This window comes from Muricauda sp. MAR_2010_75 (assembly GCF_000745185.1).
GTDB lineage: Bacteria > Bacteroidota > Bacteroidia > Flavobacteriales > Flavobacteriaceae > Flagellimonas.
Genome location: NZ_JQNJ01000001.1, coordinates 4,380,627 through 4,401,415, shown reverse-complemented (window position 1 = coordinate 4,401,415; position 20,789 = coordinate 4,380,627). Strand labels below are relative to the sequence as shown.

The 20,789-nt window shown below is 46.3% G+C and carries 17 protein-coding genes; 12 read left to right on the top strand and 5 right to left on the bottom strand.

Going from position 1 to position 20,789, the window contains the following annotated elements:
• The first annotated feature begins 23 nt into the window (after positions 1–23).
• The 12 genes from FG28_RS19805 (at position 24) to FG28_RS19745 (ending at position 11,667) form a co-directional block, all read left to right on the top strand.
• The gene (locus FG28_RS19805; protein ID WP_036385870.1) at positions 24–2,480 is read left to right on the top strand and encodes a multicopper oxidase domain-containing protein; all 2,457 of its coding nucleotides are present in this window, start codon (positions 24–26) and stop codon (positions 2,478–2,480) included.
• Positions 2,481–3,788 (top strand): APC family permease, encoded by a 1,308-nt coding sequence (locus FG28_RS19800; RefSeq protein WP_036385867.1) that lies wholly within the window; start codon positions 2,481–2,483, stop codon positions 3,786–3,788. It abuts the gene before it with no gap.
• Between the two features lie 131 nt (positions 3,789–3,919).
• Positions 3,920–4,549 (top strand): DUF3347 domain-containing protein, encoded by a 630-nt coding sequence (locus tag FG28_RS19795; protein ID WP_036386934.1) that lies wholly within the window; start codon positions 3,920–3,922, stop codon positions 4,547–4,549.
• The gene (locus FG28_RS19790; RefSeq protein ID WP_036385864.1) at positions 4,550–5,008 is read left to right on the top strand and encodes a heme-binding domain-containing protein; all 459 of its coding nucleotides are present in this window, start codon (positions 4,550–4,552) and stop codon (positions 5,006–5,008) included. It abuts the gene before it with no gap.
• Between the two features lie 340 nt (positions 5,009–5,348).
• Positions 5,349–5,846, top strand: coding sequence for a DUF4440 domain-containing protein (locus FG28_RS19785; RefSeq protein ID WP_036385862.1), 498 nt, complete (start codon positions 5,349–5,351; stop codon positions 5,844–5,846).
• Positions 5,846–6,547 (top strand): PepSY domain-containing protein, encoded by a 702-nt coding sequence (locus FG28_RS19780; protein ID WP_036385860.1) that lies wholly within the window; start codon positions 5,846–5,848, stop codon positions 6,545–6,547. The genes FG28_RS19785 and FG28_RS19780 overlap by 1 nt, the downstream gene beginning before the upstream one ends.
• Positions 6,548–6,868: 321 nt before the next feature.
• Positions 6,869–7,408, top strand: a complete 540-nt coding sequence (locus FG28_RS19770) for an AraC family transcriptional regulator (protein ID WP_081894514.1) — start codon at positions 6,869–6,871, stop codon at positions 7,406–7,408.
• A gap of 204 nt (positions 7,409–7,612) precedes the next feature.
• The gene (locus tag FG28_RS20710) at positions 7,613–7,768 is read left to right on the top strand and encodes a heavy-metal-associated domain-containing protein (protein WP_156102336.1); all 156 of its coding nucleotides are present in this window, start codon (positions 7,613–7,615) and stop codon (positions 7,766–7,768) included.
• A gap of 382 nt (positions 7,769–8,150) precedes the next feature.
• Entirely contained in the window at positions 8,151–8,513 is a 363-nt protein-coding gene (locus FG28_RS21000) for a DUF305 domain-containing protein (RefSeq protein WP_231562660.1), read from the top strand.
• Positions 8,514–8,810: 297 nt separating this feature from the next.
• The gene (locus FG28_RS19755) at positions 8,811–11,069 is read left to right on the top strand and encodes a cation-translocating P-type ATPase (RefSeq protein ID WP_036385853.1); all 2,259 of its coding nucleotides are present in this window, start codon (positions 8,811–8,813) and stop codon (positions 11,067–11,069) included.
• Between the two features lie 27 nt (positions 11,070–11,096).
• A complete protein-coding gene (locus tag FG28_RS19750; protein WP_051947607.1) occupies positions 11,097–11,306 on the top strand; it encodes a heavy-metal-associated domain-containing protein in 210 nt (69 codons plus the stop codon).
• Positions 11,307–11,340: 34 nt separating this feature from the next.
• Positions 11,341–11,667, top strand: a complete 327-nt coding sequence (locus FG28_RS19745) for a hypothetical protein (protein WP_156102335.1) — start codon at positions 11,341–11,343, stop codon at positions 11,665–11,667.
• A 338-nt stretch (positions 11,668–12,005) separates the two neighbouring features.
• On the opposite strand, the gene ggt is transcribed toward FG28_RS19745, so the two are convergent.
• From ggt to FG28_RS19720, 5 genes are all read right to left on the bottom strand, one after another.
• A complete protein-coding gene (gene ggt / locus FG28_RS19740; protein ID WP_036385845.1) occupies positions 12,006–13,691 on the bottom strand; it encodes a gamma-glutamyltransferase in 1,686 nt (561 codons plus the stop codon).
• A 64-nt stretch (positions 13,692–13,755) separates the two neighbouring features.
• A complete protein-coding gene (locus FG28_RS19735; protein ID WP_036385844.1) occupies positions 13,756–15,033 on the bottom strand; it encodes a M14 family metallopeptidase in 1,278 nt (425 codons plus the stop codon).
• 10 nt (positions 15,034–15,043) lie between these two features.
• On the bottom strand, positions 15,044–16,414 hold the full coding sequence (locus FG28_RS19730; RefSeq protein ID WP_036385842.1) for a sodium:alanine symporter family protein: 1,371 nt from the start codon (positions 16,412–16,414) through the stop codon (positions 15,044–15,046).
• Positions 16,415–16,418: 4 nt separating this feature from the next.
• Positions 16,419–17,741 carry an amidohydrolase family protein gene (locus FG28_RS19725; protein WP_036385840.1) on the bottom strand — a complete coding sequence of 441 codons (1,323 nt, stop codon included), beginning with the start codon at positions 17,739–17,741 and terminating at the stop codon, positions 16,419–16,421.
• Positions 17,742–17,753: 12 nt separating this feature from the next.
• Positions 17,754–20,774, bottom strand: coding sequence for an amidohydrolase family protein (locus tag FG28_RS19720; RefSeq protein ID WP_081894466.1), 3,021 nt, complete (start codon positions 20,772–20,774; stop codon positions 17,754–17,756).
• Positions 20,775–20,789 lie beyond the last annotated feature (15 nt).

Here is a 20,789-nt window from a genome sequence, read left to right as displayed (position 1 = left end):
GAACAAATGTAAATGAATGAATGATGAAAATATTGAAATCTAAAATCTTGTTTTTTGTCCTAACTGCCTTGACGACCCATGTTTTTGGGCAAGTGGGGACAAATGGTGAGGACAGAAAAGAGGAAGGTAGACCCGTTCGGGAATACAATCTTGTACTGGAACAGAACAAATTGACCCTCGGTGGGGTCACTGCCGATGCAATGACCATCAATGGGAGTATTCCGGGACCGGTCTTGGAATTCAACGAGGGTGACTTCGCCCTGATCAACGTGACCAATAAGATGGATGTGGAAACCTCCGTACACTGGCATGGATTGATCTTGCCCAATTTTTATGACGGGGTTCCCTATTTGACCACACCGCCCATAGAACCTGGCACAACTTTCCAATATCGGATTCCGATCAACCAATCAGGTACCTATTGGTACCATTCCCACACCATGCTGCAAGAGCAAAAGGGGGTGTATGGCTCGATACTGATCCATCCCAAGGAAAAGACGTTGGACTACGATAAGGATTTGGTCGTGGTGCTCTCCGATTGGACGAACGAAAAGGCCATGAACGTGCTCCGAAACCTTAAACGGGGAAACGAGTGGTACCAGGTCAAAAAAGGGACCGCGGTGCCCTTGAGCAGGGTCATCAAGGAAGGTGCACTAGGTGCACAACTCAAATTTTGGCGAGATCGTATGGAAGGAGCGGATATTGCGGATATCTACTACCCCGCATTTTTGACCAATGGGAAAACATTGGCCGAATACCCTGATTTCAAACCAGGGGAAAAAGTGCGGCTCCGGTTCGTCAATGCCTCTGCCTCCACCTATTATTGGATGGATTTCGGTGGCGGTAACCCCATGGTGGTTTCCGGGGATGGTGTCGATGTGGAGCCTGTTTCCAAAAGTCGTTTTCTTTTTGGCATTGCCGAGACCTATGATGTCATCGTGACCGTTCCTGAAGGCACTTTGGAGGTAACGGCCACGGCACAGGACGGCTCCGGGCATACCTCGTTGCATTTAGGGCAGGGAACGCTTTTTCCCGCAACGACCATCGATAGGCCCGACAAAGTGGCGATGATGAAACAAATGGCCCAAATGGACATGAAAATGGGAGCTCCGGCAATGGCCGGCAACAAGAAGAAAAATACACCCGAATATTTGATGCAAAAGTATGGGATGCAGATGGACATGAAGGATGGCAGCATGGATATGGGTATGCACAATGGGATGTCGATGGATAAGACCGAAATGAGCGGTCAAAAGGATAAACCCATTGCGAAGATGGATGATAAAAGGCCTATGAATGCGAATGAAGATCATAGGCACATGGAGATGGATAAAAAGATGGGGGATATGGCAGGAATGGAAAAGGATTCAACGTCAATGAAATCCACCGGACATAAGGACAAGATGGAAAACCCTATGGTTCAGACTATGCCAATGATGCAGAAAGACACTTCAGCTTTTGATTACGATACCCGTAAAACGTATTTCAACTATGACTTCTTAAAAGCAAAGGAAAGTACTACCTATAATGCCGATCTGCCCGTCAATGACATTCTGTTGAACCTGACGGGAAATATGCAACGGTATATCTGGAGTATGAACGGTGTGCCACTTTCAGAAACCGATAAGATCAAGATCAAAGGTGGGGAAGTAACCCGGATCACCCTCAACAACCTGACCATGATGCACCATCCGATGCACCTCCATGGGCATTATTTCAGGGTCATCAATGAGAATGGTGAAAAGTCACCCTTGAAACATACGGTCAATGTGCCGCCCATGCAGAAAGTGGTCATCGAATTTTATAATGAAGAGTACGGGGATTGGTTTTTCCACTGTCATATCCTCTACCACATGATGGGGGGCATGGCCAGGGTTTTCAGTTATGATACCCCAAGGGATCTGAGGATGAAGGATTTTCCTGTTCAAAAGTTGGTAGATGAAACTGACCATTATTATGCTTGGGGTGCTGCCAGATTGGGTTCCAATTTTAATGAACTCTTCCTTGTTTCAAGTAATATCAGGAATGAATTTGGGGTACGGGCAGAATTTGACTACGACCAAAATGCCGAGGTGGAAGTCAATTATAACAGGTATCTCAATGACTGGGTACGGGTCTATGCAGGGGTAAACACGGAAACCTCCATCCCTGATTCCTATGACCGTTTCAATACAGTGGGACTGATAGGGGTCAAGTATTTTACCCCATACCGCTTTAATATGGATGTGAGTATGGACCACCAGCTGCGTCCAAGAATAAGGTTGGATAGGGAACTATTGCTTTTTCCCAGGATTTTCCTCGAGGGGGAATATGAATTTCGGGCCGATTTTGGATGGGTCAACGATTTGGGGAATTCATCCTATGAAAGTGAGACCCAATGGCTGGTAGGGGCCTCCTATATCCTTTCACGTAATTTTTCAATCCAGGCCAATTACAACAACCGATATGGTTGGGGCGGAGGCCTGCTAGCCCGTTTTTAAATGGCAGAATACAAAAAAAATAGCCTGAGTCTGACCAATACCATTGCTTTGGGAACCGGTGTGATGATCGGTGCGGGAATTTTTGCGCTCTTGGGTCAGGTTGCCGAACTCTCCGGCCAATGGTTTCCCTTTGCTTTTTTAATCGGGGCAGTCATCTCAGGTTTCAGTTCCTACACCTATGTCAAAATGTCCAATACCTACCCCTCTGCCGGGGGCATTGGCATGTACCTCAAAAAGGTTTACGGTAAAACGGCCTGGACCGCTACCGGTGCACTGCTGATGGCCCTTTCCATGGTCATCAATGAGAGTTTGGTGGCCCGGACGTTCGGGACCTACGTATTGGAGCTTTTTGATGTGGAGTCGAAAGGATTCTGGCCCCCGATCCTTGGGGTATTGTTGTTGATCACAGCCTTTATTGTCAATGTGATGGGAAACAAAGCTATCGGGGGATCGTCCTTGGTCATGGCCATACTAAAAATCGGCGGGATAGCGGTTTTTGCCATTGGTGGCCTTTGGGCAGCTGGATTTACCTTTGATCAGGTCGTTCCTTCCCAGTCCTTGACCGAGCATTCCCTGGTGGATTATTTGGGGGCATTGGCACTGTCGATATTGGCCTATAAGGGTTTTACCACCATTACCAATAGTGGGGATGAGATCGTCGATCCCAAACGTAACGTGGGACGGGCCATTGTCATTTCTTTGGTGATATGTACCCTGGTCTATCTCATGGTGGCATTTGCGGTCTCTTCCAATCTTTCCATCCAGGAAATCATTGCGGCCAAGGACTATTCGCTGGCCGAGGCATCCAGACCCGCTTTTGGAAAATATGGGGTCTGGTTCACCGTTGGTCTGGCGATCATATCCACCGTTTCCGGGGTCGTTGCCAGCATTTTTGCCGTTTCCCGGATGACCACCATGCTCACTGAAAAGGAATTGATACCACATCGACATTTTGGGATTCCCGGGGACATACAGAAACATATGTTGGTGTATACCGTGGTGATTGCCATAGGGCTCACCATGTTGTTCGATCTGAGCCGGATCGCTGCATTGGGGGCCATCTTTTATTTGATCATGGATATCGGGATCCATTGGGGGGTCCTAAACAATCTACGAAAGGAAATCGGTGCAAATCCCATTATCCTCATTACGGCCCTTGTGCTGGATGTACTGGTGTTGGGCGCCTTTATTTGGTCAAAGGCCGGTAGTGATCTTTTGGTGGTCATTGTTGCCCTGGTATTGATGGTGCTTATTTTTTTCGGGGAACGATTGTTTTTGGGGAAAAAGCGTACGGTCGAGGAAGAATAAGGGTAGAGTGCCTGCGTGGGAGAAATGGAAAATTAGATGAAAAAATTAAAATAGCAACAATAATGGGGGATAATACAAATATGCCGACCCTGGGCAATCAAAATGAGGAATTAATCTTAAAATCAATTACAATGAAAAGAAAAACAGTTACATTAAGTACAATTGCCATTGCGCTTTTGACCATTACCGTGATTTCCTGTAAGGACGGTAAGAAGGAAACAAATGACAAGGAAGGAGCCCATATGGAGATGGGAACGGAAGAGGGCCATCACCATGAGAGCTCTGCGGGGGAAATGGACCACGGGACCATGGACCATGATATGGGTTCGTCCGATGCACAGGGCACATCCGTGATCGATAGCTACCTCCAACTGAAGGATGCCCTGGTGGCGGACAATAAGGATGAAGCGGCCAAATCGGGCCAAGCCTTGGCCAGTGCCTTGGGCAGCTTTGATATCAGCGGATACGATGAACAGCAACAGAAGGAGCTGTCCGATATCATTGAAGTGGCCAAGGAACATGGGGAGCATATCGCCAAAAGTGATATCGGTCACCAACGGGAACACTTTGAGGGACTGGGCAAGGATATGGTCGATTTTATTGCCATAACCGGGACTTCCAAAACCTTGTACCAACAATTCTGCCCCATGTACAACAACAACCAAGGAGGAACGTGGCTCAGCGCAAGCAGCGAAATCCAGAATCCATTTTTTGGAAGTAAGATGTTGACCTGTGGTAAGGTGCAAAAGGAAATCAATTAAATGAAAGTACTGAAAATCATAGTATTGGTAGTGCTGTTGGGATTTGTGGGCATCCAGTTTGTGCCCACAGATCCCAACTTGAGCGATGTGGTTCCCGATACGGACTTCATGTCGGTGAACCAGGTTGCCAAGGATATCGAACACGATTTGCGGGTATCTTGCTATGATTGCCACAGTAACAACACCCAATACCCGTGGTACAATAAGGTCCAACCCATCGCCTGGTTTTTGGAAGAACACATAAAAGAGGGAAAGGAAGAACTCAATTTCAATGAATGGGGCGACTATTCGGATCGAAGAAAAAGGAGCAAACTAAAGTCCATCGCAAGTCAGATCGAAGACGATAAGATGCCCCTATCTTCCTATACCCTGATCCATAAGGATGCAAAATTATCGGTGGAAGAGAAAGAACGGATATTGACCTTGGTAAATGATCTAATGGAAGAATTGGATAATTGAAAATGACATGGAAATTACCCTAAAACCGGGACAAACGATATTGCTATTGTTGTTGGTCATGTCCGGTTACTATGAATGAGGAAATAAAGTCCTGAAAGGGAGGGGAACACCCAAAGTTGATTGGTTGGTGAGTTAGTTAGTTAATCGTTCCCTTCCCTTGTCAGGCACTAATGGAAAAAAAGGATGAAAGATTGTTGTCGTGACAATGGACCTGTGCAGCCGAAAAAGGCCATTTTAAAAAAATGGTTGGCCCATATCCTGTATGGGATCGTCATTTCGATTGTCCTGGGAGCCTTTATCATACAATATATACTAACCTAAACAATGTTAAAACAAACCAATGAAACGTATTACTTTACAGATTTTTCTAATGGCCGTATTTCTCACAGGGACAAGCTTTGGCCAAACAAACCCTAACAAGGAAAACCTAGACCAGGACAGGGCCGCTGTGCTGAGGATATTGGAAAGCTATAAAGAAGCACTGCAAAACTTGACCACGGAAGGTACCTTGGAGCTTTTTGCGGAAGATTCCGAAGTTTTTGAATCCGGGGGCGTGGAAGGCACCTATCAACATTATCACGACCATCATATAGGTCCAGAACTTGGACATTTCAACAGTTTTAAGTTCTCGGATTATACCATTGAAGTGAAGGTGGAGCTACCCTTTGCCTTTACTACGGAAAGCTATGTCTATACCATTGGCCTAAAATCGGAAAATGGAGGTGAGGGCAAAACGATCAGCAGAAAAGGGGTTGCCACCACCATCCTTAAAAAAACGGATGGGGATTGGAAAATTGTAAAGATGCATAACTCCTCACGGAACAACGGGAAGAACTAATGGTCGGAAGAAAAACATCGATGAAGGTCAGAAAGATACATAGATATCTTGGCCTATTTATTGGGATCCAGTTCCTAATGTGGACCATCAGTGGACTATATTTTAGTTGGACGGACATTGACGAGATCCATGGAGATCAATTCATCAAGGAGCATCCGGACCAGTCAGAATTTGGGAATTTAATTGCTCCCAATGGACACGGGAACGTTAAAATCAAATCTTTGGAAATGAGAAATATAGGGGGAAGTCCCTATTATTGGATCAATGGTGGGGTTTTGATGGATGCACAAACGGGGGAGATCAAAAAGGGTATCGATGAACAACAGGCCTTGGCCGTTGCTTCACAGTATATGTTGCCCGAACTTAAGGTCAAAAGTGTTGAAAGACTCACCCAAACAGGTGGGCAGCACGAGTATCGTGGACGTCCATTACCGGCCTATGTGATCACCTATGAAACGGATGAAAACCTTAAAGCGTATGTCTCAGAGACCGATGGGTCGTTTCAACGTGTAAGGCATCGGTCCTGGAGATGGTTCGATTTTTTGTGGATGACCCATACCATGGACTATGAGGGACGGGACGATTTTAACACCATGGTTTTACGGATTTTTTCCCTGATGGGATTGATTACCGTTTTGAGCGGATTCTTGTTGTGGTATGTCAGCTCACCAACGATCAGAAAATTATGGAAAAGGCGATAGTTCAAACACATTGACATACTTATTTGGCAAAGGACTCCTGTTAGGAGCAAATAGTTGACTATTGTGCCAGTTGAACCATTTTGGGAAAAATGAGCGAACTTAGGAGGCAAAGACGAAAGAAAAAAAGGGATCTGGCGAAAAAGAAACGGGATCCGGCCAAGAAAAGAAAGGAAAAAAGAATGAAAATCCTTGGCATATTGGCCTTGATATTGATCATTATATTGGCAGTGGTCGTCATTTTTTTGAAGGCCCTGTGGAAATTCACTGCATGATATGGAAGTTGGGTCCAGTAAATCGAAAGATGTGTTGTACATCAAAAACATGGTCTGTCCGAGATGCATCATGGCCGTCAAAGGTATTTTGGACGATGAGGGCATTCCCTATATGAATGTGTCGTTGGGTGAAATAACCCTCAATGGGAAAATCACGCCTGAAAAACGGGAAGGTCTCAACGAACGACTTGAGAAAATTGGATTTACGATCATCAACGATCGTAAAGGTCAGTTGATAGAACAGATCAAAAACCTAGTGATTGAGGCGATACACTACACCGGACCCATGGAAAAGGTCAAATGGCCCGAATACCTTTCCGATGGATTGCATCTTGACTATAAGTATCTTAGTTCGCTGTTTTCCGCGGTGGAAAGCATTACCTTGGAGCAATATATCATCAACCAAAAGATTGAAAAGATCAAAGAGTTTCTTGTTTATGACGAATTGGGCTTAAAGGAAATAGCGTTTCAATTGGACTATAGCAGCGTTGCCTATTTAAGCAACCAATTTAAAAAAGTTACTGGAATGACACCTACACAATTTAAGAAAAGTGCCATACAAAATAGAATATCGCTTGATGATATTTAACCTCTACCATTAAGGGCGCAATACCTTTCCAAGGAACCATCCTCCTAAACGCTATTTAAAAAACACCTTTCTTCGCAAATGGGTCAAGGTTTGTTTTTTTTCAAACAACGCCCTTATACAGAAAGTGTTACTTTTCCCATACGTGTTGGAACCAACATTGTTGATTCTAGGTGTAAAATTGTTAAAATAAAAAATGATCACAACATGAAAAGAAGATACCAAATAGAAGGAATGACTTGTGATGGCTGTAGGGGGCACGTTGAAGAAGCTCTTTTCAATGTGGCCGGTGTAGCCGATGTAGCGGTCGATCTAAAAAACGCAGAAGCTACAGTGGAGTCGCAATTTGAGGTCCCCCCTTGAAAAGCTACAAAAGGCATTGGAAAATAAGGGGGGTCAATATAAAATACAAGCGATGAACAAAGCCAATTGAACCGATATACGATAACTGGGACAGGTAAATTGTCAGGCCTACAATTGGAATGGAACAATACAATACTCGAAAGTCAAGGAATAATCACAATAACCAGATAAAATTTGCACAATGGAAGATAGTCAAAGGAAATCCAATAATTATTTAAAGTTTTTTGCGATGATTGGTACTTCAATGGTCGCCATGTTTTTTTTAATGTACACCCACTCATATCAAATCATTGATCATTTTTGGTATAGTGAGACTAGATTTTTCATGACTTTGATAATGGGGGGATCGATGATCATTATTATGCTGCTATATATGCTACAGATGTATAAAGACCGACGCAAGAACATGTCAATTTTAGCCTTGGGTGTTTTGTTGATTGCAGGTGGGATATGGCTGGTCAGGAGTCAGGTTACCGTTTCAGGAGTCGACTACATGGAAGGAATGATACCCCATCATTCCATTGCTATTTTGACCAGTAAACGTTCTCAAATAAAAGATGTCAGGGTACGTGAGCTTGCCAATGAAATTATCAAGGCGCAACGCAGGGAGATAATGGAAATGCAATGGTTGATAAACGACATCAAGGAAAATGGAATAGTGGAAACCGAAGCTGGGAAAGAAAAGCGGCCTATTCCTAAATTCGAGGGATCGCTTAGCGAAGAAACAAAGAATCTGGCCGAATGAGAGGCGATTATTTACTACCAATGTTCTTGTTTTGCCCCAAGTTCACTACAATGGTTTGTCCTATCGAATATATTCTAAACTGATCGGGGCAAATTCTCCAAAAAAGATTGACGTGGGCGAACCTGATCTCATAGATGTTGCCGAATTCTATAAACCACTCACCAATTAAGGTTAAGTACTTGACGAAGAAAGATAAAAGTTGATTTTTCGGAAAATTCTACAACTCTTTCAGTAAATAACGTAACAGTGCATTTTAGGTCTATTCTGAAATTTGTACCATACAAATCGGAGTAGAAAATGGATGCAATCGATATTATTGAGGACACCGAAAGGAAAGCGAAGACGGTGTCAAAAAAATCTTTCCCGGTCACTGGAATGACCTGTGCTGCCTGTGCATCCAGCGTGGAATCCATGCTGGGCCATACCGAAGGGGTCTACAATGCCAGTGTCAACTTTGCCAATAGTACGGTCCTTGTGGAGTATGACAGTGCTATGGACCTAAGCGATCTTCAAAATGCGGTACGTCAAATCGGTTATGATATAATTGTGGATGCCGAGGATCCTACCGAAGTACAGGAAGAGCTTTCGAAAAAGCATTATGTATCCATAAAAAAGCGAACCCTTTGGTCCGCTATTTTGACACTTCCCATTTTCCTTCTGGGGATGTTTTTTATGGATTGGGTCCTGGGTAGGTGGATTTCGTTGGTACTTGCCGTTCCTATCCTGTTCTGGTTTGGCCGAAGTTTTTTCATAAATGCCCTCAAACAGGCCAGATTCGGTAAGGCCAATATGGATACCTTGGTCGCACTCAGTACGGGCATTGCCTTTTTGTTCAGTGCATTCAATACCTTTTTTCCTGAATTTTGGCTCAGTAAAGGCATGGAACCCCATGTATATTATGAGGCGGCCACAGTGATCATCACCTTTATTTCATTGGGGAAATTATTGGAAGAAAAGGCGAAATCAAATACATCCTCCGCCATAAAGAAATTGATAGGGTTGCAGCCCAAGACCTTAAAGGTGATAGCAAATGGGGAGGAAAGGGAAATCCCTATTTCTTCGGTCAAGGTAGGTCAAACGATATTGGTCAGACCGGGAGAGAAAATCCCTGTGGATGGAACGGTGTCCAAAGGAAGTTCCTATGTTGATGAAAGTATGATCACAGGCGAACCCGTCCCTGTAGAAAAGACAAAGGATGAAAAAGTTTTTGCCGGTACCGTAAACCAAAAAGGAAGCTTTCAGTTTGTAGCTGACCGGGTGGGAGGGGAGACCCTTTTGTCCCAGATCATCAAGATGGTGCAGGAAGCACAGGGGAGCAAAGCGCCCGTACAAAAATTGGTGGACAGGATTGCCGGTATTTTTGTTCCCGTGGTAATGACGATTTCACTGGTGACATTTATCACCTGGATGTTCCTGGGAGGTGAGGACGCTTTTACCCATGCACTGTTGACCGCAGTTGCCGTATTGGTAATAGCTTGTCCCTGTGCGCTGGGTTTGGCAACCCCCACGGCCATCATGGTGGGAATCGGCAAGGGGGCCGACCACAATATTCTCATCAAAGATGCGGAAAGCCTGGAGTTGGGTTACAAAGTGAATGCCATTGTCCTGGATAAAACGGGTACCATAACTGAAGGAAAGCCTGTGGTGACCGATATGGTCTTTGCGGACCATGTGACCGATCACAGGGCCCTGGAGCAAATTTTATATGCCATGGAAGGACAGTCCGAACATCCCTTGGCTGAAGCCGTGGTCTCCTTTTTAAAAAATAGAAAGGTAAATCCGGTCGAAATTTTGAACTTCAATAGTATTACAGGAAAAGGTGTTCGCGCTGAGGCATTGGATGGAACCCAATACCTTGTGGGCAATCATAAGTTGATGGTCGAAAAAGGAATCGCCATGGATGACAACCTGGGGCACATGGTCGAAGGGTTAGAGCAGGAGGCCAAAACGGTCATATACTTTGGCGGTGGAGGCAAGGTGAAGGCGATTTTGACCATTATGGATAGTATAAAGGAATCCTCAAAGGAAGCCATACGGGAAATGCAGGGGAATGGTATGGAAGTTTACATGATGACCGGTGATAACAAGATGACCGCCGAAGCCGTATCACAACAGGTGGGTATCAAAAGCTATGAAGCCGAAGTACTCCCATCAGAGAAAGCTGATTTTGTGAAAAGGCTTCAAGAAAGTGGAAAGGTGGTCGCCATGGTGGGCGATGGTATCAATGATTCGCAGGCACTTGCCCAAGCAGATGTCAGTATCGCGATGGGCAAAGGGTCCGACATTGCCATGGATGTCGCGAAAATGACCTTGATCACCTCTGATTTAAATGCCATTCCCAAAGCGTTGAAGCTCTCCCATAAGACCGTTATAGGTATAAGGCAAAATCTTTTTTGGGCCTTTATATACAATATCATTGGAATTCCTATAGCTGCAGGGCTGCTGTATCCGATCAATGGATTTTTGTTAGATCCGATGATAGCTGGTGCCGCTATGGCTTTTAGCAGTGTATCGGTCGTATTGAACAGTTTGAGGCTTAAAACGATTAAACTATAGTAATTTTCTAATTTAAAATCGATGAACATGAGTACATTACAATTCAAATCAAATATTAAGTGCAGTGGGTGTGCCAATACCGTAAAACCATTTTTGGATAAGGTGGATGGCGTGACCGATTGGTCTGTTGACTTTGCCTCCCAAGACAAATTGTTGACCGTACAGACTACAAGTGCTACGGAAGAGGAAATCACTTCTGCTGTTGAATCGGCTGGATATCATTTGACCAAGAAATAAAGGAATGTCCAGAAGAATATATTAAATGGTTCGAATGGGATTGGGGGTTAACTTAATCCTATTCGGGTTGTATAAGTTTATTGGATTTCTGCCTCACGATTGTGTGATGACCGAGGAGTTCATTGCTGTTTACAAAGGACTATTGGCCAATAAATTTATAATGCCAGCAGTGGGTGTGGTGGATTTGTTACCAAGTATACTTTTGGTCGTTGGTAGATGGGTAATTGTTGCATTGTTAGCTATGATTTCTATTGCTTTTGGAATCATGGGTTTTCACTTTGCAGTGGATATACAGGGCATCTTTTGGGGGAATTTTGATAGCTTTTGGGCTTGTTTACCGTCTTTCAATGCATTTTTCTAACGTTGGATACCTAATCAAGGAGGTGGATACCAATGGTTGAATATCGTGATTTTCCATAAACCGCAACCAATATTTGAATTTATTGGTTTTTGAAAATTCATTTTACAATAATATGTAAAGTTCAATTTTTTGTTTGTGATTGCCCCAAGGTGTCTTTAGCTTTTAAATTAAAGGGATATCAATCCGGAATATAAAGGGTAAGCGATATTTGAGGAAGAACGTTTCAATCTTTCATGGGTAAATTCCCTTACCTTGAAGGTGTATAGGATACGTAAAGTCAATGGTCTCAAAAATCATTAGTATGCGTTTTACCAAGTAGGGTTTGGTTCTCTGGGTGGTCAATATCCCGCAGCGGTATCGTCCCCTCGTTTATCCGCCCCGCCCTCTAGTCTGCCGTCTTCCAGCACTCGGATGGCGTCTACCTTTCCTATGATCCGGGTCCTGCCCTCATTGATTTGGTAGCCTTTTGCCTTTAGGGTTTCAATGGTTTCCAAAGGAAAGCCTTCGGGTTCGAACACGACTACATCGGGCATCCATTGGTGGTGGAACCGCGGAGCGTTCACGGCATCCTGCATGCTGAGATTGAACTCGTGGACATTCAGTATGGTCTGGGCCACGGCCGTGATGATCGTGGAACCTCCGGGGGTGCCGACGACCATGTACAGCTGGCCGTCCCTTTCCACTATGGTCGGTGACATACTGCTCAACATTCGTTTCTCGGGTGCAATACTGTTGGCCTCGGAGCCAGGAAGACCGAACATATTGGGAACACCGGGCTTGGTACTGAAATCATCCATTTCATTGTTCAGGAAAAATCCCAAGGCATCAATATAAAGTTTGGAACCGTATCCACCGTTCAGGGTCGTGGTCGCACTGATGGCATTGCCCTCCGCATCGATAATGGAGTAGTGGGTGGTCTCGCTGCTTTCCACAATTTCCACCGTTCCATGGCCTACTTCCGAGGACAAGGTGGCCCTATCAAAAGTGAAATCGGCCATTCTGCCCTTTAAGTAGTCAGGGTCCATGAGCCCCTTATAGGGAATGTCCACGAAATCGGGATCGCCAAGGTAATGGTTCCGGTCCGCATACGCTCTTCTCGAAGCTTCGGTGAACAATTGGATGGCCCTAGTCGAATTGTGGCCATAACTAGCTATATCATAGGGTGCTATCATGGTAAAGATCTGATCCATGGTCATACCACCGCTGCTGGGGGGACCCATCGAGATGATTTTGATGTCCTTGTAGTCGAATACAATGGGCGTTCTCCACTTGGCCTCATACCTGGCGAGATCCTCCTCCGTGATCACACCTCCCTTTTCCTGTACATAGGCCGCTATTTTTTGGGCCACTTCCCCTTTGTAGAATCCATCCCGTCCCTCGTTCATGATCTTTTCCAAAGTGGTGGCCAATGCTGGGTACTTGATGGTATCACCAGCTTTGTACACGGTCGCGAATTTGGTGCTGTCACTATTCGTTTCAATGAAGCGTTTTCGGGTACCTTCCAATCTTTTGGCCTGTTTTTCGGTCACCACGACCCCTTTTCTCGCCAAGGCAATGATGGGTTCCATGATTTCGTCAAGGGGCAGTTTTCCGAATTTCTTGTGGACTTCCAGAACCCCGGCCACGGTACCTGGGACACCTACGGCGGTTCCCCCGGAAGTACTCAGTCCAGGGATGACATTGCCCAGGGAGTCGAGATACATATCCCTGTGGGCGGCCAATGGAGCCTTTTCCCTGTAATCGATACTTCCCAATTCACCATTGCTCTTGCGATAGACCATAAAGCCCCCGCCCCCGAGGTTTCCCGCAAAGGGGTAGGCCACTGCTAGGGAAAGTTCGGTGGCTACCATGGCATCGAAAACGTTCCCGCCTTTTTTCATGATTTCAACGCCTATCTCCGAAGCTTCCCTACGTGCAGAGACGACCATGGCATTTTCCGTGACCAGACCTGTAGGCTCGGCAGGTAACTCACGGGTACAGTGGGTAAATAATAGTAAGGGAAGAAAATATAGAATTCTTTTCATGGGTTTATTTTTAAGGTACTTAATATTGCTTTTCTGGATTCCGGGTTTTGCCCTTTTGGCCGGGTCATGGCATGTCCTTGATACGCTCCAACATGATCTCCATAAGTGCTTCAGCGCCCTTCTCGGCCTTTTCCCTTAAAAAATCCCTTGGGGTATTGTCCCCGACCTCAAAGACCAAGGCCTCGGCACCATGTTTTACGAAGAAATAGTTCCTTGATACCGTGGTAGGGACCAAATCCCCATTGGGCTTGATATTGGGGTCGTATCCCTCGATGCGCTCCATTAAGCCATCCAGCCAGGTGGAGACCAAATTGGGCATGTTTCCATGGAGCTCCGGATCCACAGTATAGTAGATATCATCCCAGGTGGAATGGAAATCTATGCCGAAATAGAACTTCCCTTGTGTCTTCTCGACCATCCCCTCCATGAAATCCTTGACCGCAGAGGTCTCCGGTTGGTTAAAATTGGCCCAATCCCGGTTGAGGTCTATCCCGCCTGTATTATGTCTCCAAAACCCATTGTCGACCCCGTCAGGGTTCATCAAGGGGACCACATAGATGGCAAATTCCTTTCGGAACTTTTTGGCCAATTTGGTATCCGAGGAAAGGGTCTCCACAAAGGATTTCATGGTCAGGTACCCTGTTACCTCAGGGGGATGCTGTCTGGAAATGATCATGATCATATTTTTGGAGTCCGTATCACCAATGCTGAGCAAATTGAGGTTCCGGCCCTCACGGCTCTTTCCAATGGTGCTCTTGGTCACGAACTTTTTCTGGGAAATACTGTCCATCCAGGCATTGACCCGGGCCGAATTTTCCAATTCTTGGCCAGCGACCCAGAGCGTATCGGGGCCCACTTCCAAACGCATTTTGACCTTTTCAGGCAAGGAGCCTGGGCCAAAGGCCCTATCTCCTTTACCGATCTCCTCATAACGAAGGGAATCCAATGCGGTCCAGTGCACCCCGTCATGGCTCAGCTTTGGATAGTATCTGTGTTTGTTGTTCGCTTGATAGGTCAGCCATACATCAATGGTCTTGGGACGCTTTCCCCAAACCTTGAACGCATACCATGGACTGGTATTGATCGGAGTGTTCTCCGAAGTGATCAATAGGGTATAGGTACTGTCATTGTTCTGGACCAAGCCGTTCAACCGGGCACCGTCGAACTCATTGGAGAAGGTAATACCTTGATCCGGAAAGGCAAACTGTCCCTTCCATTGCTTTTGGACCGGTTTGGAATCCGTTGGTACAGCGTTCACAGGGGGTTGGCCCTGGAACCGTTGTTCTTGGCCAAATAGGTTCGCTATGGCCAACAGGCTTAGGAGTACAAAGATTCTTTTCATAATAGGATTTTTAAGCTAGTTGTTTTTGCAGTTCAATTTTCTTGAAATAGGATGCAGTGGCCGCATTGATGCGCGGTGCCAATAAAATCGCCGAAACCATGGTGGGGATGGACATTAGGGCAAAGCTGATATCGATGATGCCCACGACACCGGCCAAGGAGGAAACCGAGCCAAGGAATATGCCCGCGATATACAGGTAGTTATAGGTGTTCCGATATTTGGATCCAAACAGGAATACCACACATTTCGATCCATAATAGGAATAGGTGAACAAAGAGGTCAATGCGAATATGGCCACAATAAAGATCAACAACGGGGCACCTATTCCAGGCATGGCAGAAACGAAAGCATCCAAGGTAATGGATACACCACTGAGGTCTGAACGCTGCCAACTTCCCGTGACCAAGATAGCAATGGCGGTCAAGGTACATACCACTATGGTGTCAATAAAGGGTCCCAACATCGCTACCAGTCCTTCCTTGATCGGTTCGGTGTTCTTTGAGGCACCATGTGCCAATGGGGCAGTGCCGATACCTGCCTCATTTGAAAAGGCGGCCCTTCGTACCCCCATGATGATGATTGCACCAAGGCTTCCCCCCAACACCGCATCGCCGGTCATGGCATCTCTAAATACGTCCATTAGGACCGGAATGATCCTACCATGGTTGACCACCAAAATATAGCTGACCGATAAAAAATACAAGGTGACCATAAAAGGCACCAGTCGACTGGCCAGATTTGCTATGCGCCTGATCCCCCCAAATATGACCAGACCCACCAAAATGCAGATGACGATCGCCACCATCGAAAGGGTCAGTCCCTTGGATGGTCCCATAAATGAGAGGGGCATTACCTCCACGACGATCTGGGTCAACTGGTTTGCCGTAAAAATGGGAAGTGAGCCAAAGATCCCTGCCATTGAAAAGAAAATGGCCAGGGGTTTCCATGGTTTGCCTAGTCCATTGACGATGACATACATGGGGCCCCCTTGGGATTCCCCTGAATCATCGGTACCTCTGTACATGACGGCAAGGGAACAGGTATAATATTTGGTCGCCATCCCGATCAATGCACTGATCCACATCCAGAAAAGGGCACCAGGCCCACCCATCGTAATGGCAATGGCCACTCCTGAAATATTACCCATGCCCAAGGTGGAGGACAAGGCTGTGGTCAATGCCTTGAAAGCACTGATCTGTCCAACATTCGAGGCCGTCTCGTACTTTCCCCTGATGACCTGTAGGGCATGCCAGAAATGCTTGAACGGCAATAACCTGGAATACACCAAAAGATATAGTCCGCCACCCACCAACAGCAGTAATAGGGGAAATCCCCAAATCCAGTCACTGATCCCGGTTATCGTTGCTTCAATTTTTCCCATCTGCTTATTCGTTCTGGTCGAATTTGGCGGAATAGCGTTTGTAGTCCAATTGTTGTGGTCCTTCCAAATCGATCTGCTTGCCGCCAATAAATGCCAAGGTCAAGGCATTGGTCTGTATATCGAGTGCATCCCCCTTGGATACAAATAGACTGGCCACCTTGCCCACGGCAATGGATCCCAGCTTATCGTCAATTCCCAGAATTTTTGCGGGATGCAAGGTAATGGTCTTCAGGGCTTCCTCCTTGTTCATCCCAAATGCCACCGATGTCCCCGCATAAAAGGGCAGATTGATGGAGTTGGACAACGATCCCACATGGTACATGGATACCTCGATGCCCATCCGTTGCAATTGTGTTGGCAAACCATAAAAGGCATCATAGTCCATATCATCGTTTCTGGGGAGGTTGTAGGTAGGGGGCACAATCACCGGAATTTGGTTTTCCTTGAGAAAATCGACAACTTCCAGGGAACCCTCAGAGGCCACCAAGGAGATTTGGTCAATGCCAAAGGACTTGGCAAAGGTGATGCTCTCTATGATTTCCTTGGGTTCATTCGCATGGATGACAAGTACCCTTTCTTTTTGGAACAGATCCGTTAAGGCCTCCAACTTCAAATTGGTTTGGGCAGTGGGCATTTGTTCGTATTGCTTGGCATCGGAGAACAATTTTTCCAATTCACCGGTAATCTTTTCGTAAGAAGTATTGGGGCGGAGCATCCTGCTGTTCGTCTCGGCATCATAATAACTCGATAAGGCAGAGGGCCAATCGAGGTGTATGGCCGCAGCCCTTTTGAATACGGCTTCCTCCCAGTTCCAGCCATCCAAGGACATTACCGATGAGGTGCCTGGAATGACACCTCTTGATCGAATCGATTCAATATAAAGAACCCCATTGAACCGCAAAGGTGGAAGAAAAGTTGATGTCATATCAAAGGCGTAGACTGTTTGTAGGTTGGGAAGATAATCCCCTTCCTCCAAGGTATCATTGGTATGCGGGACGCCACTGATTTCGTTGATACCGATAATGGAATTCAAAAGGATAAAACCCGGATATACCTGTTGTCCGGTTATGTCTATGATCTTATAATCGATCCCATTGGCGTCCAGATCGGAGGCTTTGCCCAAAAAGGTAATGGTTCCCTTGTCAAATCCAACCGCGGTGTCCTCCAATACCCGGCCATCCCCAGTATGAACGGTTCCCCCAACCAAAAGGATGGGAGTTTCCTGCTCCTTGGCAACCATCGGAAGAATCTGGGCATCCAATCCTTCCAAAAGGCTCGAAAGGATCAGTATCATGGTTAATATCGTATAAAATGTCTTGTTTTTCATGTTCTTGATTATTTAGTTCTGCATCTCTAAGGACTCACAATGGAATTCCACCCGTTCCAAGGATATTCTGGTTGATACGTTCTCGGTACCTTCCAACCCTTCCATTTTTTTGAGGAGCCTGGCACGCTCTTTTGAATTCTCCCTGCGCAACTGCGCATCCTTGGCCAGATCAAAATAAATGGCCCCTTCAATGATGGTCTTTTCAGGTTTGGAATAAAGCGACAGTGGATCTCCTGTCCAAAGGACCACATCCGCGGATTTACCGACTTTGATGCTTCCCATGGTATCGTCCAGATGCAAGAGCCTTGCCGGGTTCAAAGTGACCATTTTAAGGGCTTCCTCTGGTGTGACCCCCCCATATCTGACCATCTTTGCGGCCTCATGGTTCAAGTGTCGCATTGTTTCACCACTATCCGAGTTCAATGCAGTGACCACACCTTCACGGTCCATGATGGGGGCATTGTACGGGGTCCCGTTCCTAGCCTCCCATTTATAGTTCCAACGATCGGAAAATGTGCTGCCCCCGACCCCGTGTTCCTTCATTCGGTCCGCGATCCGATAGCCCTCCAATGCATGGGTGAACGTGTTCAGGGCAAAACCAAACCGTTCCGCCACCTCCATCAACATCAACATTTCCTTATCCTGGTAGGAGTGGGCCGTAATGAACCGTTTCTTCTCCAAGATTTCCAACATGGTCTCGTGCAGAATGTTTTTACGGGGTTCCACTGCGGTCCTTTTTTCCTTTTTGCCCAAGCTTCTATATGCATCCCATTCCTTTTTGTAATCCAAGGCCTCGGTGAAGGCATTGGTATAAAATTGTTCCACGCCCATCAAGGACCTTGGAAATCGTATGGATACGTTGTTTTTTGAACGTTTAACGTTCTCTCCAAGGGCAAATTTGATGAAGGGGTCAGCACCCTGGATCAACAATCCCTTGGCATCCTCCCCCCATTTGAATTTTACTAGGGCGGACTGGCCCCCAATGGGATCCGAAGATCCATGTAGGAGCTGCGCCGCAACGACGCCCCCGGCCAAAGCCCTATAAATGCCCGGGTCATCGGGGTCGATCACGTCCTGCATCCGGACCATTCCCGAATTTGGTGCCATTTCATTGATACCGCCCAAGGCAATATGGGAATGCTCATCAATGATTCCAGGGGTCAGGTGCTTGCCCGTACCGTCCAATACCAAGGCATCCTTGGCACTGAGATCGGTCCCGATCTTGGCAATCTTGCCATTTTCAAGAAGCACGTCCGTGTTCATGAGGATTCCTTCATCTTCGTTCGTCCAAACGGTGACATCGGTGATTAAAATGGATCGGGATGCAATCTTTTCCGGACTGCCAAAGGCCATAAATGGATAGAATACCTCACCCAAGTCGATAGGACCCTTGTCCTGTACCTTTTGAGCTCCCAAGGTGCCCCTTCCTTTTTCTTTCATCCGGGCGGTCCAAGGTTGGTCCTCCCCAAAGTTCAGGGTGCCAGTACCGTTAAGCACGGTCATTCCCTTTTCTTGTTTGGTCCAACCTTTCAGATTGTATTGGCTTCCCTTGACCGTGAATTTAAGGACAGGTAGGTCCCCATCCATTTTAAATTCCACTTTTTCCTTTGATCCATCGGACAATGTCAATTCGGCTTGGTACTTGGGACCTTTTTCGATAATGGACAATACGGCCTTTAAGCCACCTACGGATAGGTCGTATTCCCCAAGGATCGATTCGGAAATGGGTTCGTTTACCACATAGGGTTTCCCTTCGATCCAGTTGTCCATAATTTGAGTGCCCGGTTCAAAAAGATCACCGTCCGTAACGATGAAGTTGGCCATTTTACCGGCTTCCAAAGTGCCCATATCCTGGTCAACGCCCAACCATTTGGCCGGAACGGTGGTCAAAGAGGAGAGTGCAGCCGTTTTGCTCAGGCCATACGCCACTGATTTTCTCAGATTTTTCAAGAAGTCAGGAAGATTTTCAGGTGGAAAGGAGTTGATGGCAAAGGGTATGCTGTTCTTTTCCAAAGATGCCGGGTTTGTAGGGGCCAGTTCCCAATGCTTAAGATCGGCCAAGGTGATTTTCTTGGTGATGTAGGGGTCACTCACATCATAGGCCTTGGGAAAGTCGATCGGAATGATCATCGGAGCTTTCATGTCCTTCACTTCCATAATCCGTTGATATTCGTCTCCGCCTCCCTTTATAATGAACTCGAACCCGAATTCATCCGCTATTTTATCGGCTCTTAAGGCGGTCAACCAACCATCGGCCTCCATGATTTTAGGTAAGTTCCCATTGACCAGCATGGCATCCAACGACAGGTCCGAAAAAGGTCTGTCGGTTTGTGCCCCATACCACTTGGCATCGTAAAAGGTCTGACGCAAAAGGGCAATGGTCCCCATAGCGGAAATGGGATAGTCCTGGGTCGAGGTGCCCTTGTCAAAAGAGTAATGGTCGGCCACCTTGGAATTGATGACCAAATTGTTTTCCGTATCCTCGCCTAGGGCTATTAGGGCAGCGGTTCCCCGTGCAATTCCATCCCTTCTGATGGACGCTACGGCACCAAATCCTTGGGCCCTCCATTTGGAGGCAAGCTTTTTGTCCATGGTAAAGTTTTCGGAACTGTTGTATTGCGATTTTATGGCCTCGTTGGCATTGTAGGGTCCCTTGGTATTGGACTGTATCTGCTCCCTGCTGAGAACAGGGTTCCTGAAGGGGGGACGTTTTACCTCGGGTTGCCCATATTCCCCAAACATGTCTATAAAAGAGGGATAGATATAACGTCCACTGAGATCGATTTCCAGATAGCCGTTGGGTACCTGGTTCCCCGCTTGTACCGAAACGACCTTACCGTCTTGGATGACCAACATCGCATTCTCCAAAACTTGCGTTGGGGCTGTGACGATGGTCGCATGGGTGAGGGCCACCCTGTCCGGGCGCGCATCGAGGACATCGTTTTTGGGAAAGGTCTCCTGTGCGAAGGAACTCCCCATGGATAGCATGATACCTAACAAAAAGAGGTATCCAAAGGTTTTTTTTATCTTCATTGTTGGTGATTTTAT